Below are 16,099 nucleotides of genomic sequence, written 5' to 3' on the forward strand. Positions count from 1 at the left end.
TGGTGGTGTACTGGGCAGGTCTTGGCGAGAACTTGCCGCGTGAGCGTAATGAATTGGTACGTGATATTGGTTCGTTTGCGGTCGCTGAGCACCAAGGTGAAGTGACGGGTTGTGCTTCGCTGTATGTGTATGACTCAGGTCTGGCAGAAGTGCGCTCACTGGGCGTGGAGGCTGGCTGGCAAGGTCAGGGGCAGGGCAGTGCGATAGTTCAGCACTTGCTGAAAAAAGCGCAGAACATGGCAATCAAGAAAGTGTTTGTGCTGACCCGTGTACCTGAGTTCTTTATGCAGCAAGGCTTTATTCCAACCTCTAAGTCACTGTTGCCTGAAAAGGTAATGAAAGATTGTGAGCGTTGTCCGCGCCTGCATGCTTGTGATGAGGTGGCATTGGAGTTTACCTTCGACCAAGACAGACTCATCGCCAAAGCCAACGTGGCGTAAGCATCAAGAACAGGACACTGTTTGCGAACAATAAGAAAGCCGACCTAAGGTCGGTTTTTTTTCGCCTCAGCATCAGGGAGCGGTTTACGAAATGGCATCACGATGAGGTGCAACGACAAAAGGACTGCACTGGCTCCGGCGGCAAAAAGCAAGGTGATGGACTCAACAGATGTCGGTGTGTCACTGAAGCCGAGCAGCCAGATAGGCCAAAGGATCACATTCATGACAGCCAGTTGCACCATGCAGCGTTTGCATCGGCCAAGTTTGGCGCGCAGCGTGAGAGAGGCATCTTTGCAAAAGCGGCAGCTCATTGTTTCTCGGTCAGTAATTAAGTCAGTGTTTCGAGCCTACAAAGAAAAAAGCCCTCCGTAAAGGAGGGCAAACAGAATACCAATCTAACCAAAAATCCAATCTGTCTGATTGCATTCATAGCCGGAGTGGCATCAGTGCAAGAGTAAGGGGATTAACTTTTTTGTGGAAAAGTAACTATGGGATTAACAGCCTGGTCCACAATCCAGACAATGCTTAATCATTTCAGGGCCTAAGTGCAGTTTTGCATTCAGGTCACGCAGTGCAGTACGCACACCTTCTTCGATAACCGGATGGTAGAACGGCATGTCCAGCATCTGTGAAATCGTCATTTGGTTTTGGTGTGCCCAAGCCAGCAGGTGTGCCAAGTGCTCTGCGTTTGGTCCCATCATTTCTGCGCCTAGGAAGCGACCGGTACCTTGCTCGCCGTAAACGTGCAGAATACCTTTGTTACGCAACATCACGCGTGAACGACCTTGGTTTTCAAAAGACACTGCACCCGTTTCGAAACAACCACATGTGCCTAGGCGAGCGGTAATTTCTTTGTAGGTCTCACCGACCATGGCGATTTGCGGATCAGAGAACACGGCAGAAATCTTGCTGCGGCGAAGGCCAGCACGGATATCTGGGAAGCGACCTGCGTTGTCACCAGCGATGCGACCTTGGTCCGCGGCTTCATGAAGAAGCGGAATTTGGTTGCTTGCGTCACCAGCGACGAAAATCGACGCAACAGACGTTTGCATGGTGTACGGGTCGGCGGTTGGTACGCCGCGAGCGTCCAGTTCCATACCTGTGTTTTCGATATCCAGTTTGTCGACGTTTGGACGACGACCGGTTGCCGCCAGCACATAGTCAACGGCGATGCGTTGAGTTTCACCTTGTTTGTCGAGGTAGCGGATATGGACTTTGTCGCCCTCACGCACCATCTCTTCGACTTTCGCGTCGGCATCCAGATAGAACTCTTCGTTGAAGGCCTTATCTGCATATGCCATGACCGTTGGGTCTGTCAGCGGGCCAACTTGACCACCTACACCGAACATTTTCACTTTCACGCCAAGACGCTTCAGAGATTGACCGAGCTCCAAACCGATAACACCTGGGCCAAACACGGCAACAGACTCTGGCAGATCGTCCCACTCGAACACATCGTCGTTCACAATCAGGCGGTCACCCAAATCGTTCCAAGGAGCAGGCCATGCTGGGCGAGAACCCGTTGCAATAACAATGCGCTTCGCTTCGATGCGAGTGTGGTCGTCGACCATCAACGTGTTGTTATCGAGGAATTTTGCGTAACCGGCGATTTTGTCTTCTGCGGGAATTTCGTCAACGCCTTCCAGAACAAAGCCAACGAAACGGTCACGTTCGCGTTTCACGCGGTCCATGACTTCACGACCGTTGATCTTGATTTCGCCTTGAGGGTAAACACCAAAGCCAGGTGCTTTCTCAATGTGGTGCACAGCTTCCGCTGCGGCGATCAATAGCTTTGATGGCATACAACCAACACGGGCACAGGTTGTACCGTAAGGGCCACCTTCGACAATCACGACATTGTCAGCGTGAGCTTTTGCGGCACGATAGGCACCTAGACCTGCTGTACCACCACCAATTACGGCTACATCAACGTTCAAGGTTTTCATTGTTCTTCTCCAGATAAATCCAATTCCAGAAGGCGCGAAAAAGCGAAGCGAAATAAAGTGAAATGAAACGGTTTAAATGATTAGGGCAGCTTGCGCTGCCCTATTGATGATTATGCGAAGTAAGCTTCTAGCTCGTCGCTGCCACCAATGTGCTTACCGCCGATGAACACTTGAGGAACTGTCGCACGACCGCTTACAGCGCGCAGGCTAACAGTGGTTGCATCTTGACCAAGTACAATCTCTTCAAACTGTAGCTTGTTGTCGATCAGCAGTTGTTTCGCTTTCGCACAGAAAGGACAACCTGGTTTGCTGAATACCGTAATTGATTCTTGCAGTTTGTGCTGTGGTGCTACGTACGCCAGCATAGTGTCTGCATCTGAAACCTTGAACGGGTCACCCGGCTCGTTTGGTTCGATGAACATCTTCTCAACCACGCCGTCTTTCACCAGCATGCTGTAACGCCATGAACGCTCACCGAAGCCCAAGTCATCTTTTGCTACCGCCATGCCCATGCCGCGAGTGAACTCTGCGTTACCGTCTGGGATGAAGGTGATGTTTTCAGCTTCTTGGTCGGCTTTCCACGCGTTCATTACGAAGGTGTCGTTCACCGATACACACAGGATGTCGTCAACGCCGTGCTCTTTAAATACTGAATGCAGTTCGTTGTAACGTGGCAGGTGCGTAGAAGAACACGTTGGTGTAAATGCACCTGGCAAGCTGAATACAACAACTGTCTTGCCTGCGAACAGATCATCTGTGGTCACGTTAACCCATGCGTCACCCTGACGAGTTGGGAATGTAACGCTTGGTACTTTCTGACCTTCTTTATTAATAAAATCCATGGTAATACCCCTTAAATGATTTCTTAGTTTTCAGTTCTTTAATCCGGTGTTCCCGGTTGATGTGTGTATATTAGTGCGATTAGGGTAGATAGATCTAATTGATTGGGTTTATCATTTCGATAAGCAAAACCTATCGAAGGGGTAAAGTGTGAACATTCGTGATCTCGAATATTTGGTTGCGCTCTCTGAGCACCAGCATTTCCGTAAAGCCGCAGAAGCGTGTTTTGTCAGCCAGCCGACGCTGAGCGGGCAAATCAGAAAGCTGGAAGATGAGTTGGGTGTTGTCTTGCTAGAGCGCACCAGTCGTAAGGTGCTCTTCACGGATGCAGGGATGCAGCTTGTCAGACAAGCGCAGAAGATTTTGATGGAAGTAAAAGTGCTGGAAGAAATGGCGAGCCAGCAAGGTGAAGAGATGTCAGGGCCGTTGCATGTGGGATTTATTCCAACGGTCGGGCCTTACTTGCTGCCGCACATTGTGCCGGCCATCAAAGACGCTTTTCCAGAGCTTGAGCTGTTCTTGCATGAAGCACAGACACACCAACTGGTTCAACAGTTGGAAGAGGGCAAGCTCGATTGCATGATCTTGGCCACCGTCAAAGAGACCGAACACTTTATCGAAATCCCGCTCTACTACGAGCCGATGATCTTGGCAGTGCCAGAGAATCACCGTTGGTCGAAAGAGTCCGAAGTGCCGATGGATGCGCTGCAAGGTGAAAACCTGCTGATGCTGGCGGACGGACACTGTCTTCGCGACCAAGCCATGGGCTTTTGCTTCGCGGCAGGCGCGCATGAAGATTCGCGTTTTCGCGCAACCAGCCTAGAGACCCTTCGCAACATGGTGGCCGCAGAAACTGGCATTACCTTGTTGCCGAAGCTCTCCGTGCCGGAAAGCATGCACCGCGATGGCGTGGTCTACGTGAAAGCGGTGGACCCAGAGCCGCAGCGTTTGATCACGCTGGATTACCGCCCAGGCTCGCCGCTGCGAGCGCGTTATGAAAAGCTTGCGAGTGTGATTGCCACTGCGATGAAAACCACCTGCAATGCGGTTGCGTAATCGCTAAGTAAAAAAGAAAAAGGCACCGAAAGGTGCCTTTTTTGTGTCTTGTTCGTTTAGACGAACCGCCTAAAGCGTCTGCCTAGAACAGCTCTTCGCCTTCAGACTCATAGATGTTTCCGCCGCTTGCTGCTGCAGATGTCACGTAGTCGGTCGGCTCTGTGCCTTTCTTGAAGTATTCGAACATAGAGCTGCCGTCTGACTTACGGGTCAGCAGGCCTGTGTCGCGGTCGATACGCACTTTCACGATATCTGACGGGATCACCTTGTTCTGCACGGGTACATCAACCAGCGCATCTGCCATGAAATCAATCCAAGCAGGTTGCGCAGTCTTCGCACCGGCTTCTGCACCGGAGATTTGGTCTTTGTCGAGGTTCGCGTTGCGTGCGGTTTTACCCAGCTCGCGCGAGTGATCATCAAAGCCTACCCAAACGGTCGCTACCAGACCCGGCGCAAAACCTGTGTACCACGCATCTTTTGAGTCGTTGGTGGTACCTGTTTTACCGCCGATGTCGCGACGCTTGAGTTTCTGTGCACGCCAGCCTGTACCATTCCAGCCAGTTCCTTGACGCCAATCACCGCCACCCCAAATGTTGGCTTCGAGCATTTCACGTACCAAGAACGCATTTTGCTCTGTGATAACGTGTGGCGCGAAGTTCTTCGCCAGTGCGTTTTCCATGTCTGCGGTTTGATCTAGCAGGCTGACTTCTTCCTGCATATTGTCAGAGTGCAGCTTGTCAGAACCTGTTTCTTCACAGTTATCGCGACAAATGGTTTGCGGCGTTGCTTGGAACAGTTCTTTACCAAACGGGTCTTCGACCTTGCTGATGTAATAAGGCGCAAGGTAGTAACCGCCGTTGGCAAACACGCTAAAGCCTTGTGCCACTTCAATCGGTGTCAGGCTGCCCGCGCCCAGCGCAATGGTTTCAGAGCGCGGCAAGTCATCGTGCTTGAAGCCAAAGCGTGTCAGGAAGTCGATAGTTTCATCCATACCAACACGGCGGAGTACGCGCACTGCCATCACGTTCTTAGATTGCGCCAGACCAATACGCGCACGGGTTGGACCGCTGTACGTTGGTGGCGAGTTCTTCGGACGCCATGCTGTGCCTTGGCTCGAATCCCACTTGTTGATCGGTGCATCGTTAATCAGTGTTGCCAACGTCATGCCTTGCTCAAGGGCTGCCGAGTAGATGAACGGCTTGATACCCGAACCTACCTGACGCACAGATTGCGTTGCACGGTTGAACTTGCTGTGTACAAAGTTAAAGCCGCCTACCAATGCTTTTACTGCACCATTTTCTGGCGACATCGCCACCATGGCGGTGTTGGCATCCGGCACCTGACTCAAGTGCCAGGTCTCACCGACTTTACGTACCCAAACTTGCTCACCTGCCGCGAGGATATCTGCCGCTTGCTTCGGTGCGGTGCCTTGACGAGTGTCAGTCTTGTAGCGACGTGCCCACTTCATGCCATCCCACGGTAGGGTAGCGACAACGCCATCTTGCAGTTCAACGTCTGCGATCTGGCCGTCTACCTTCACCACGACTGCCGCTCCAGTTCGCCATAGGTAGGTTGTTTTTTCAGGTGTTGTTGGATTTTCTCCGCATCCCAAGGGGTTGTGCCGTCTTTCCAAAGGGTCGCAACAGCACCACGGTAGCCGTGACGTTCGTCATAGGCCAGCAGGTTGTTTACTGCCGCGGTTTGTGCCGCGTTTTGCAGGCGAGAATCTACCGTGGTGTAGATTTTCATGCCTGACTCGTAAACGCCTTCGCCGTATTTCTCAACCGCCCATGCGCGAGCAAGCTCTGCCACATACGGGGCATTCAATTCGATTTCTGCGCCGTGGTAGCGAGAGACGATAGGCTCAGCCTTCGCTTGCTCGTATTCAGAACGAGTGATGTAGCCTTCGTCCAGCATACGCTTCAACACCACGTTACGGCGGTTGGTCGCACGCTCAACAGAGTAAATTGGATTCATGGTAGACGGGGCTTTTGGCATACCCGCCAACGTCGCAATTTCACTCAGCGTCAGATCTTTGAGGTCTTTACCGAAGTACACACGCGCCGCTGCACCGAAACCGTAAGAGCGGTATCCCAAGAAAATCTTGTTGACGTACAGCTCCATGATTTCTTGCTTGGTCAGCAGTTGCTCAATGTGGATGGCGATAAAAATCTCTTTGATTTTACGCATGATCTTCTTCTCGTTAGAGAGGAAGAAGTTACGTGCCAACTGCTGGGTGATGGTACTTGCACCTTGTTTCGCAGAACCAGAAACAGCCACAACGATCGCTGCACGGGCAATACCAATAGGGTCAATACCAGGATGGTCATAAAAACGGCTGTCTTCGGTCGCGATCAGCGCATCGATGAGATCTTGTGGGATTTCATCATAAGTGACCGGGATTCGGCGTTTTTCACCAAATTGAGAAATGAGTTTCCCATCTGCACTGTATACCTGCATCGGTGTTTGCAGTTCTACGTCTTTAAGAGTGGCAACATCTGGCAATTCGGGTTTCACGTAGAGATAGAACCCAAAAATTGTACCCACTCCAATTAATATGCAAACAATTGCAAGAATAAGCAGTCGCTTAATGAACTTCACTTGATATTTCCTGTAACGTTTTTCGTCGCACTGTAGGGTGACTGGATGTCCGTAGTATAAAGAGAACTGAATAAAAAATAACGAATCAGCCGCCAGAACTTCGAAAAAGTTACTGAATGCTGACATTTAGCGGGACGTACTTGTAAATGTTTCAAGGCAAATGGGCCATTGGGCTCGATATTGGAATTCATTCAGTTCGCGCTGCCATATTGGAAAGCCGAGGCGGAGATATCCATCTCCACGACTTGTCCTCCGTTCAGTTGGAAAATTCGTCGCTTGTTGGTGCTTTAAAAACACTTCGCAAACAGTTCTCTGTGAGCAAAGCCAAGCTCCGCTTCGCGACCAAAGCGCAAGTGATGGGGATACCCCAAAGCTCGGTTGCGATTAAACGCTTGCCAGCCAGCCAAAATGTGTCCGAACAAGAGCAATACATGCAGATAGGACTGCAACTCTCAGAAAGCCTAGGCTTGTCTTTGGAAGAGCTGTTGTATGACTATCGCGATTTGCCATCCGGTGAGGGCATCGAGGTGTTCGCATGCCGAAAATCTGTGTTGGCTTCAACGTTTGACGCGTTAACGGCATCAGGCTTTCGACTCTCTGTGGTCGAGCTGGAGTCACATGCACTTTTGCGCTTGTACGATCGTCAACATGGTGAGCTTTCCCATGCGAATCATCTTCTTATGGCGGATATTAATACCGAGCGATTACAGCTATGTTTCGGTGTTGGCGAAAAAGAGCCGTTAATGCGTGATCTGCCCTTGCCTATTTCAATGGGGCTGGAAGGGGATGCGCAGGAGAAAGTCTATTTCACCGAGCAAGTCGCTGAGACCATTCGTCGCCAATGCCAGTTGGTGCGCACCCAATTTTCTGAAGAGCGGGTCACGACCTTGTGGCTATCGGGTGAAGGTTGCAAATGGGTCGATCTCGACCGGTTAGAAGCACTGTTGGATTGGAACGTCAAACTCCTCGACCCGGCCAGTGAGCTTGTTTGCCATGGCGATACGCTAAGTAAGCTTAAAGAGCCAGTCAGCTACTGGTCGACCGCAGTTGGTCTTGCGCTTCGGGGGGTGGATGATGAGAAATAGCATCAACCTGCTGCCATGGCGTGAAACAAAACGTCTTGAAACCCGCCGACAATTCTATCGAGAAGCCTTGATTGTCGTCGTATTGGTCGTGGGGTTTGTGGGCATTGCTTTATGAGCAGCCAGCAGCAGCTCACCAATCAAGAGGCGCGTAACGCTCGCCTTGAGAGTGAAATTCAAATCCTAGACAAAAAGCTGTCCGAGTTCTCCAAGAAAAAACTCGCCAGAGATGAGCTGGAGCATCGTTTGATGCTGGTAAACAGCCTTCAGACTCAACGCAATAACACCACACTGCTTTTCAATCTGTTGCCAGAAGTCACGCCAGATGGCGTTGTGCTCGATAGCGTGAGCCTTAAAAAAGGCAAAGTCAGTGTGGAAGGGCGAAGCCGCTCGAATGCGCAACTGGCGTCGTTACTTGCCCTGTTGGAAGCCAAGCCGGGGGCAACCGATGTGCAGATCCACTCGATCATAAATAACGACAAGAAAGAGCAAAAGGACGGCGCGGTGAATAGCTTCCTGTTGACCTTTGAACTGTCGGAGTTCGTGACACCTGATCTGAGTAAGGAGGTGAAACGTGGAAGCTGATTGGAGAGACTGGGAGTTAGATGAAATCCCTGAGTGGTCGCCCACGGCGCGCAGGGTTGTGTTGGTGGTACTCGGGCTGTTGCTTCTCGTGATAGGCCTGTTTTTCGTTGTGCTCCCCAATTATGACCGAGTGACGCTGGCCGAGCAGGAAGAAATGATGCTGAAAAGCGCGTTTCGGATGAAAGCGCAACGCGTCGCTGCTTTGCCGGATGTGGATGAGCAGGTCGATGCGTTAAACCATTTCTATGTGAAGTTGACCCGACAATTGCCCCAGCACGAAGAGTTGGCGCAATTGCTGGCGGGCATCAATGACATTGGTCAGCAGCACGGTTTGTCCTTTGAGCGTTTGGATTGGGGGGTTGGCGAGCAGGTGGGCTGGTTGTACGAAGTGCCGCTGGATATTGTTGTGACTGGCAACTACGAAGGCATTGGCAAATTCTCGGAGTCCATGGCACGACTGCCTCGTATCGTTGCGCTGCAAGATTTCACCCTCAAGCGTGAAGGCGAGCTTGGCGAAGCACTGAGTTTCTCGGTTGCTGCCCATACCTACCGTTATGTTGGCAAACCGCTGGAGGACAAATGAGAAGGTCGATATTGAGCCTGTCACTCCTCGTGTTGGCAGGATGCATCGACAGCGGCGGGCATCAGGATCTGGAAAGCTTCATTACCAAAACCTATGCCGTGGCAGAAGTGACGGCGACGCCCACGCCACCTGAGCCGAATTTTGAACCGCTTGCCTTTGAGCCTGCCGTCACCAACGATCCTTTCGTGATGCCGATAGCGCAGGAGGAAGACGAGTATTCCCGCATTGATTGCTGGCAGCCCGATGACATGCCAGCAAAAGACCCGTTGGAAAGCTTTGAGTTGTCGTCATTGCAGTTCAAGGGAGTGATTGGTACGCCCGGACACTATTGGGCATTGGTGCAATCACCGGATACCACGATTCATCGCGTGGGGCCGGGTAGGGTGCTGGGGGGTAACCGAGGCCGGGTCGAGAGCATCAGTCAACACACTCTGTCGTTGACGGAGCATTTACCAGACGGATTAGGCTGTTGGACGAAGCGTAACGTTAAAGTGGCGATGGTTAATAAGGATTAGAAGAGGTTCGAATGAAAGGGCTTTGGAACGGATACCGGAGCAAAAGCAAATTTGCTCACTGGTTAAGTGCGCTGGTGGTTTGTCTCCCTGTCGCTCAATTGGCTTATGCTGGCAATCAACTCACCAATTTTGTTCTGCTGGAAAAAGAGAACAATACCTACAGTCTTGAGTTGACACTGGAAAATGATGACATCATCGCCGAATTTTCAAAAAGTAACGGCGAACTGGCGATTAACCTCGAAGAGACTACGATTGCAGATAACTTAGTCGAGCAGCAATCGTTTAATGCTGGCGTTATCCAAGGCATCGCCTTGATGCCGGGTGATGATGCCTTGTCGATTTCGCTGCAGACAACCAGCCACTTTGGCTACGATTACTTCCAGTCTGACAACTTACTGACCGTGGACATCTTCCCGTCGTTGACCGTGGTGAAATCGGACACCAACACCCAACCAACCGCAACGAAGCGCGGCAATATCTCGATTAATTTCCAAGATATTCCGGTTCGCTCTGTGCTGCAGATTTTGGCTGATCACAACGGCTTTAACTTGGTGATCTCCGATTCAGTCGACGGCAACCTGACGCTGCGCCTTGATAACGTGCCGTGGCAAAAAGCCTTAGAAACTATCCTGACGGTCAAAGGGTTAGATAAAAGACAAAAGGGTGACATCCTGCTTATCGCGCCCAAAACCGAGTTGGATGAGCAAGAGCGTTTGGCGTTAGAGAAAATCCAGTTTGAACGTGAGATGGCTTCACTTCGCTCGGAAGTGATTCAAATCCATTATGCGAGCGCAGAAGAGTTCAAAGAGATGTTGGAAGGGGATGACGAAGACAGTGAAGAGAGTGTCGCCTTGCTGTCTGAACGCGGCAGCGTTGCCGTTGACCCGCGCACCAACTCGCTGATTGTGACTGACCTCGCTGACAATATTGAAGTGGTAAAAGCATTGCTCGCAACCTTGGATGTGCCCGTGAATCAGGTTGAGATTGAAGCGCGCATTGTCACTGTGGATGAAGGCACGTTAGATGAGCTTGGCGTGCGTTGGGGTGTGGTAAATCAAAACGGTAACTTCACCACAGGCAGCACCATTCAAGGTAACTGGCAGCACACCGACCGCATTGACTGGCTCGGTGATGGTGAGCAGCCGGATACCCTCGACATCGATGACTACCTCAACGTCAACTTGGGTGCGGTAAGCCCGAATGCGTCCAGCATTGCCTTCTCCATCGCCAACCTTGGTAAAGACTTGTTGCTCGACTTAGAGCTGTCGGCGTTGCAGTCAGAAAACCGCGCAGAAATCATTTCCAGTCCACGCCTTTTAACCACCAACAAGCGTGCGGCGTACATCGAGCAAGGTACGGAGCTGCCTTACCTTGAAGCATCATCCAGTGGTGCCACAGCTGTGTCGTTTAAAAAGGCGGTACTGAGCTTGTCGGTAACCCCTCAAATCACACCGGAAAACAAACTGGTGCTGGATTTGGTGGTCACGCAAGACAAACCGTCGATTACGGTAAAAGCGGGGAACGGCGAAGCCATGGCCATCAATACTCAGCGCATTGGCACCCAAGTGCTGGTCAATGACGGTGAAACCATTGTCCTTGGTGGGATCTTCCAGCATGAGATCGCCAATATCGAAGAAAAAGTGCCGTTGCTCGGCGATATTCCGGGATTGGGTATCCTTTTCCGTCGAAATTACGAATCGATGGGCAAACGAGAGTTGCTGATTTTCGTCACGCCAAGGGTCATGGTGCAATAAATTTGCCGTGAGTTTGGTGCTAAGCGGCGGAAAAACCGATATTCTTCAATAATTCTGAAAGCCACAGTGTCTGTGGCTTTCAGCGTCTTGCTTTGCCCTGCATATGCTGAGAAGCGACTTAAACCCCAACAATGGCGTATTTTAAGTTGCCAAAGGGCTAGGTGACCTGAGATAATTTTTGGTCTGATCACGAATTATCTGTGAGGAATTTGGCGCCTCGGGCTTTCGGATAGCGAGCCTGCGGGCGGTGTTGTTTTCATTAACCGCGCGTAAACTGCTTAAAATGGCTGAAAAACGAAATATCTTTCTTGTAGGTCCAATGGGGGCTGGCAAAAGCACAATTGGTCGACACCTTGCACAACAACTACACATGGAATTTTTTGACTCGGACACCGTGATCGAAGAGCGCACTGGTGCTGATATCGCATGGGTGTTCGATGTTGAAGGTGAAGAGGGATTCCGTGCTCGCGAAGAGAACGTAATCAACGACCTAACTGAAAAACAAGGTATTGTTCTGGCAACGGGCGGTGGTTCAATCAAGAGCCGCGAAAGCCGCAACCGTCTGTCTGCTCGTGGTATCGTGGTTTATCTTGAAACCACCATTGAAAAACAATTGGCGCGTACTCAGCGTGATAAGAAGCGTCCACTGCTTCAAACTGAACAGCCACGCGAAGTGCTAGAAGAGCTAGCTGGCGAGCGCAATCCTCTGTACGAAGAGATTGCTGACTACACAGTTCGCACGGATGATCAAAGCGCCAAAGTGGTAGCAAACCAGATCATCGAACTGCTGGAAAATCACTAAGACATAGAAAGGAATTCCATGGAAAGGATCGACGTAAACCTTGGCGACAGAAGTTATCCCATTTCGATAGGCGCAGGATTACTTGCTGATCCCGCACTCTTCTCTGCTGCCAAAGGCCGCCGTGTGGTGGTGGTGACCAATGAAACCATCGCACCGCTTTACGCTGACCTTTTACTGGAAACCTTGAATAAAGCTGGCGGCGAGCCAGCTTTATTGTCCCTGCCTGACGGCGAGCAATACAAAACCCTCGATACCTTCAATACCATCAATACCTTCTTGCTGGAAGGCAACTACGCCCGTGACGTACTGATTGTTGCGCTGGGTGGCGGTGTTATTGGTGATGTCGTGGGCTTTGCAGCGGCTTGCTATCAGCGCGGCGTAGACTTTATTCAAGTACCAACCACCTTGTTGTCGCAAGTCGACTCATCGGTCGGTGGCAAAACCGCAATCAATCATCCTCTTGGTAAGAACATGATTGGGGCGTTTTACCAACCGAAAGCCGTGGTGATTGATACCGATGTACTTAACACCTTACCTCAGCGTGAATTTGCTGCGGGCATGGCAGAAGTCATCAAGTACGGCATCATTGCTGACAAACCGTTCTTCCATTGGCTTGAGGAAAACCTCGCGCCGCTGAATCAATTGGATAACGACGCCATCGTTTACACCATCAAACGCTGCTGCCAAATCAAAGCCGACGTGGTTGCAGAAGATGAAAAAGAATCGGGTGTACGTGCGCTGTTGAACCTTGGCCACACTTTCGGCCATGCGATTGAAGCGGAAATGGGATACGGCAACTGGCTGCACGGCGAAGCGGTCGCAGCAGGTACTGTGATGGCGGCAACGACTGCCCATCTTCAGCAATTGCTTTCAAAAGAAGATGTTATCCGTATCACTTCCTTGCTCGAAAATGCGAATCTTCCCGTGAAAGCACCAAGTGCTATGGGCTATGATGCATTTATTAAGCATATGAAACGCGATAAGAAAGTGCTCTCTGGGCAACTGCGTTTTGTTTTGCCAACCTCAATTGGAACGGCGGAAGTGGTTTCGAATGTATCTCCAGAAACGCTTGCAGAGGTCATTACGACACATTAAGCGGGTTTGTATATGACAGGCTCCCACGACATGATTGCGTTGGATTTGGATAGCCAAATCCAACTCTTGTCTCGCATTCAATTCCTGACGCGTTTCAGCTCCAATCTGGTTCAAGTAACGGGTGACACGGGCGCAGGTAAAACCTGGCTCAGTGAGCGTTACCTTGAAAACTGGGCGAGCGAACCTACGCAATCTCTCCTCATTTGTAATAACACCCAACAGGATGCACAGCACCGTGCCATTATCCTGCGCCAAATTGTGCGTGATGGTGTGTTCAACGAGAACGATTCCATGCTGCAAAGCTTGGAATACATGCTGGAAGGTAACAGCGTCCACGCCTTGATTGTTATCGACAATGCACAGCGCCTCAGTGCCAACCTGATTGCAGAACTTTGGGCGTTAGTGACTGAAGCGCAACAACGCAATAATTGGCAAATCAATGTGCTGCTGTTTAGCTTACGCGGCAAGTTGAACAAGTGGCTGCACAAGGTCTCTTACGGTCAGGGCGTAAAACCCCTTGAGCTGGAGATCAGTCCTCTCGCCGACAACGAGCGAGAAATGTTTATTGAAGTCATGATGGTCAGCCGCCAATTGGATGCGGCGCAGCGTCGCGCGTTAAAAGCGAAAGCCGCACTGCTGCCATCATTGCCTGGGGCATTAAAAAGTCTAGGACAACAGGAGACCTCCTCGATGGAAGAGAAGAAGCGCCGCTCTCTCATACCTTTGTTATTGCTTGTGCTGTTTCTTCTTGTGCTCGGTGGTGGTTTGGTTTGGTGGGCAATGAAACCCCAAATGCAAACCGCACCGGTTGAGGTTGCTGAAGCGGTCACCGATGGCGTGAAATCGCTCAATGACATCCTGGAAGAGAAAGAAAAAGAAATGAACGCAGAAGGCGCGGGCACTGACGCGTCTGACCCTGCGCTTGCCTCGGTAGGCTCTGTCACTGACGACAACATCAACCTGCCTGATGAGCCAGTTGTGGAAGGCATGACAGTGGGTCGCAGAGACCCAAGCCGCCGCATTGTGGTGCCGGATAACGTGGTTGATGCGATTATCGACGATCAGGAAACTGGCGGTGACGGCACAGCAGCAGTGGATGAGCCTTTGATCCCTGAGTTGGCGGAAACGGCACCTAACCAAACAGCGACGACAACGACACCAGTGACTGTCACTGAAACAGTGGTTGAGACGGCGGTTGAAACCGCATCGAAACCAGAGCCGGTCGCGCCACCAGTGCAGCCTACGCCAACACCTGTTGTGGATACGCCGCTTGCGAACAATGTCTTGCTGACGGTGCCAGAGTCGCGTTATGCCCTGCAACTTGCCGCGTTGCAGTCGAAAGATGCGGTGAATGAGTTCATGCAAGAGTACGATTTGTCGGGCTCGGCATTGGTGTACGAAACACGTCGAAACGGCGAACCTTGGTTTATGGTGCTGGTGGGTGATTACCCAACGGTTGCCGATGCGAGACGGGCAGAAGTGCAATTGCCTGAGAACGTTCGTAATCTGACGCCGTGGGCAAAATCATTCGCGCAAATCCACAAAGAGATTGCATTGGCAAATTAACCCCGTACTTCGGTACACAAGGCACGAATTAACGCTGATTGATGGTGAAAAATAAGATACAATCCGCCACCTTTCGTACAGCAGTGGTGGTGGATACACATTAATGAAAAAGCATCGTGCCTTTCTTAAGTGGGCCGGGGGTAAATACTCTCTGGTTGAAGAAATCCGCAAGCACCTGCCTGAAGGCAAAAAGCTGATTGAGCCTTTTGTCGGTGCGGGCTCTGTGTTTTTGAACACAGACTATGAGCACTACCGCCTCGCAGACATCAATCCTGATCTCATCAATCTGTATAACTTGCTCAAACAAGAGCCGACCCGTTATATCGACGATGTGAAGAAGCTGTTCACCCAAGAGTACAACCAAAAAGGGGCGTACCTTGCGATCCGCGATGAATTCAACAAGAGCAAAGACCCATACCTGCGCTCACTTTACTTCTTGTACATGAACCGCCACGGGTTTAATGGCCTTTGCCGTTACAACAAAAAAGGCGGCTTCAACGTGCCATTTGGCTCTTACAAAAAGCCGTACTTCCCAGAAGCGGAGATGGAGTTCTTTTCCGAGAAATCCAAGAAAGCGACGTTTGTGTGTGAAGGCTATCAGCAGAGCTTCAAGGCCGCGCGTCGTGGCAGTGTGATTTACTGCGATCCACCGTATGCACCTTTATCGACAACAGCCAACTTCACCACCTATGCAAGTGGTGGCTTTAGTTTGGATGACCAAGCGTTGCTGGGTGAATACGCCCGTAAAGTGGCGACAGAGAAGAGCGTGCCTGTGCTGATTTCGAACCATGATACGCCCCTGACACGCAGCTTGTATCACGGTGCACACCTGAATGTGGTGAAAGTAAAGCGCACCATCAGCCGAAACGGCAGTGGTCGTAACAAAGTGGATGAGCTGCTGGCACTGTTTGCCTGCGAAAGCCCTGAGCTGCCTTAACCTTATGCTGGCGTGATCAACGAGACCACGCCAATCAATCCCAGCACAAACACAATCACAAACACCACACCGACGACGATGTAAGGCACCATGCTGGCTTGCTGAAAGTCGCGCACCCGGTTTTTATCTGACTGCACGCCAAACATCGCAGCAAAAACACTTTTGATGATATCGAGGATGCCGACGGTGTTCTCGTTTTGTTCGTCTGTCTTCTTCACGCCTGCCTGCCTTATTCTCTCTGACTTTTCTCAGCTTAGCGCATGCCATCTAGGATGGGTGTGCCAGACCTAAAACCGT

General features: G+C 51.0%; 16 protein-coding genes and 1 pseudogene. 12 read left to right on the plus strand and 5 right to left on the minus strand.

The features are described from left to right. The coding region (locus ATN88_RS04905) for a GNAT family N-acetyltransferase (RefSeq protein ID WP_157490658.1) at positions 1 to 440 on the plus strand (440 nt) is incomplete at its 5' end. A gap of 44 nt (positions 441 to 484) precedes the next feature. Here ATN88_RS04905 and ATN88_RS04910 read toward each other — a convergent pair. The 3 genes from ATN88_RS04910 to ATN88_RS04920 form a co-directional block, all read right to left on the minus strand. Beyond that, the gene (locus ATN88_RS04910; RefSeq protein ID WP_067412279.1) at positions 485 to 751 is read right to left on the minus strand and encodes a DUF3624 domain-containing protein; all 267 of its coding nucleotides are present in this window, start codon (positions 749 to 751) and stop codon (positions 485 to 487) included. A gap of 183 nt (positions 752 to 934) precedes the next feature. Further along, entirely contained in the window at positions 935 to 2,386 is a 1,452-nt protein-coding gene (locus tag ATN88_RS04915; RefSeq protein WP_067412282.1) for a dihydrolipoyl dehydrogenase, read from the minus strand. Between the two features lie 110 nt (positions 2,387 to 2,496). Next, on the minus strand, positions 2,497 to 3,228 hold the full coding sequence (locus tag ATN88_RS04920; protein ID WP_067412285.1) for a glutathione peroxidase: 732 nt from the start codon (positions 3,226 to 3,228) through the stop codon (positions 2,497 to 2,499). Between the two features lie 148 nt (positions 3,229 to 3,376). Between ATN88_RS04920 and oxyR the strand changes: the two genes are divergently transcribed. Beyond that, positions 3,377 to 4,282 (plus strand): DNA-binding transcriptional regulator OxyR, encoded by a 906-nt coding sequence (gene oxyR, locus ATN88_RS04925; protein WP_067412288.1) that lies wholly within the window; start codon positions 3,377 to 3,379, stop codon positions 4,280 to 4,282. Between the two features lie 82 nt (positions 4,283 to 4,364). Here the strand turns inward: oxyR and ATN88_RS04930 are convergent. After that, positions 4,365 to 6,883: pseudogene (locus ATN88_RS04930) on the minus strand (penicillin-binding protein 1A). A 146-nt stretch (positions 6,884 to 7,029) separates the two neighbouring features. Here ATN88_RS04930 and pilM point away from each other — a divergent pair. The 10 genes from pilM (at position 7,030) to ATN88_RS04975 (ending at position 15,802) form a co-directional block, all read left to right on the plus strand. Beyond that, positions 7,030 to 7,968: a type IV pilus biogenesis protein PilM gene (pilM, locus tag ATN88_RS04935; RefSeq protein ID WP_083539420.1), complete on the plus strand. Its 939-nt coding sequence runs from the start codon at positions 7,030 to 7,032 to the stop codon at positions 7,966 to 7,968. Next, positions 7,958 to 8,083: a hypothetical protein gene (locus ATN88_RS28135; RefSeq protein ID WP_269748099.1), complete on the plus strand. Its 126-nt coding sequence runs from the start codon at positions 7,958 to 7,960 to the stop codon at positions 8,081 to 8,083. Before pilM ends, ATN88_RS28135 begins: the two co-directional genes overlap by 11 nt. Further along, positions 8,080 to 8,550 carry a PilN domain-containing protein gene (locus ATN88_RS04940; protein WP_232312813.1) on the plus strand — a complete coding sequence of 157 codons (471 nt, stop codon included), beginning with the start codon at positions 8,080 to 8,082 and terminating at the stop codon, positions 8,548 to 8,550. Before ATN88_RS28135 ends, ATN88_RS04940 begins: the two co-directional genes overlap by 4 nt. Then, positions 8,540 to 9,133: a type IV pilus inner membrane component PilO gene (locus tag ATN88_RS04945; RefSeq protein ID WP_067412293.1), complete on the plus strand. Its 594-nt coding sequence runs from the start codon at positions 8,540 to 8,542 to the stop codon at positions 9,131 to 9,133. Before ATN88_RS04940 ends, ATN88_RS04945 begins: the two co-directional genes overlap by 11 nt. Next, a complete protein-coding gene (locus tag ATN88_RS04950) occupies positions 9,130 to 9,648 on the plus strand; it encodes a pilus assembly protein PilP (protein WP_067412296.1) in 519 nt (172 codons plus the stop codon). The genes ATN88_RS04945 and ATN88_RS04950 overlap by 4 nt, the downstream gene beginning before the upstream one ends. 11 nt (positions 9,649 to 9,659) lie before the next feature. Continuing rightward, entirely contained in the window at positions 9,660 to 11,402 is a 1,743-nt protein-coding gene (locus ATN88_RS04955; protein WP_067412299.1) for a type IV pilus secretin PilQ, read from the plus strand. Between the two features lie 283 nt (positions 11,403 to 11,685). Next, positions 11,686 to 12,204 (plus strand): shikimate kinase AroK, encoded by a 519-nt coding sequence (gene aroK, locus ATN88_RS04960; RefSeq protein ID WP_067412385.1) that lies wholly within the window; start codon positions 11,686 to 11,688, stop codon positions 12,202 to 12,204. 18 nt (positions 12,205 to 12,222) lie between these two features. Next, positions 12,223 to 13,299: a 3-dehydroquinate synthase gene (aroB, locus tag ATN88_RS04965; protein ID WP_067412302.1), complete on the plus strand. Its 1,077-nt coding sequence runs from the start codon at positions 12,223 to 12,225 to the stop codon at positions 13,297 to 13,299. A 30-nt stretch (positions 13,300 to 13,329) separates the two neighbouring features. Continuing rightward, positions 13,330 to 14,865, plus strand: coding sequence for an AAA family ATPase (locus ATN88_RS04970; protein ID WP_067412307.1), 1,536 nt, complete (start codon positions 13,330 to 13,332; stop codon positions 14,863 to 14,865). Between the two features lie 103 nt (positions 14,866 to 14,968). Then, complete coding sequence (locus tag ATN88_RS04975; RefSeq protein ID WP_067412310.1) at positions 14,969 to 15,802, plus strand: Dam family site-specific DNA-(adenine-N6)-methyltransferase; 834 nt, start codon at positions 14,969 to 14,971, stop codon at positions 15,800 to 15,802. Between the two features lie 2 nt (positions 15,803 to 15,804). On the opposite strand, the gene ATN88_RS04980 is transcribed toward ATN88_RS04975, so the two are convergent. Then, positions 15,805 to 16,020, minus strand: coding sequence for a DUF2970 domain-containing protein (locus ATN88_RS04980; protein WP_067412313.1), 216 nt, complete (start codon positions 16,018 to 16,020; stop codon positions 15,805 to 15,807). Positions 16,021 to 16,099: the final 79 nt, after the last annotated feature.

Source organism: Enterovibrio coralii (assembly GCF_001559595.1).
GTDB lineage: Bacteria > Pseudomonadota > Gammaproteobacteria > Enterobacterales > Vibrionaceae > Enterovibrio > Enterovibrio coralii.

Excerpts from the sequence above, each read along its gene's own strand:
- ATN88_RS28135 (WP_269748099.1), top strand. The coding sequence starts at position 7,958 with ATGAGAAATAGCATCAACCTGCTGCCATGGCGTGAAACAAAACGTCTT.
- ATN88_RS04950 (WP_067412296.1), top strand. The coding sequence starts at position 9,130 with ATGAGAAGGTCGATATTGAGCCTGTCACTCCTCGTGTTGGCAGGATGC.
- aroB (WP_067412302.1), top strand. The coding sequence starts at position 12,223 with ATGGAAAGGATCGACGTAAACCTTGGCGACAGAAGTTATCCCATTTCG.
- ATN88_RS04975 (WP_067412310.1), top strand. The coding sequence starts at position 14,969 with ATGAAAAAGCATCGTGCCTTTCTTAAGTGGGCCGGGGGTAAATACTCT.
- ATN88_RS04920 (WP_067412285.1), bottom strand. The coding sequence starts at position 3,228 with ATGGATTTTATTAATAAAGAAGGTCAGAAAGTACCAAGCGTTACATTC.
- ATN88_RS04910 (WP_067412279.1), bottom strand. The coding sequence starts at position 751 with ATGAGCTGCCGCTTTTGCAAAGATGCCTCTCTCACGCTGCGCGCCAAA.
- pilM (WP_083539420.1), top strand. The coding sequence starts at position 7,030 with ATGTTTCAAGGCAAATGGGCCATTGGGCTCGATATTGGAATTCATTCA.
- ATN88_RS04955 (WP_067412299.1), top strand. The coding sequence starts at position 9,660 with ATGAAAGGGCTTTGGAACGGATACCGGAGCAAAAGCAAATTTGCTCAC.
- ATN88_RS04940 (WP_232312813.1), top strand. The coding sequence starts at position 8,080 with ATGAGCAGCCAGCAGCAGCTCACCAATCAAGAGGCGCGTAACGCTCGC.
- ATN88_RS04915 (WP_067412282.1), bottom strand. The coding sequence starts at position 2,386 with ATGAAAACCTTGAACGTTGATGTAGCCGTAATTGGTGGTGGTACAGCA.
- ATN88_RS04970 (WP_067412307.1), top strand. The coding sequence starts at position 13,330 with ATGATTGCGTTGGATTTGGATAGCCAAATCCAACTCTTGTCTCGCATT.
- aroK (WP_067412385.1), top strand. The coding sequence starts at position 11,686 with ATGGCTGAAAAACGAAATATCTTTCTTGTAGGTCCAATGGGGGCTGGC.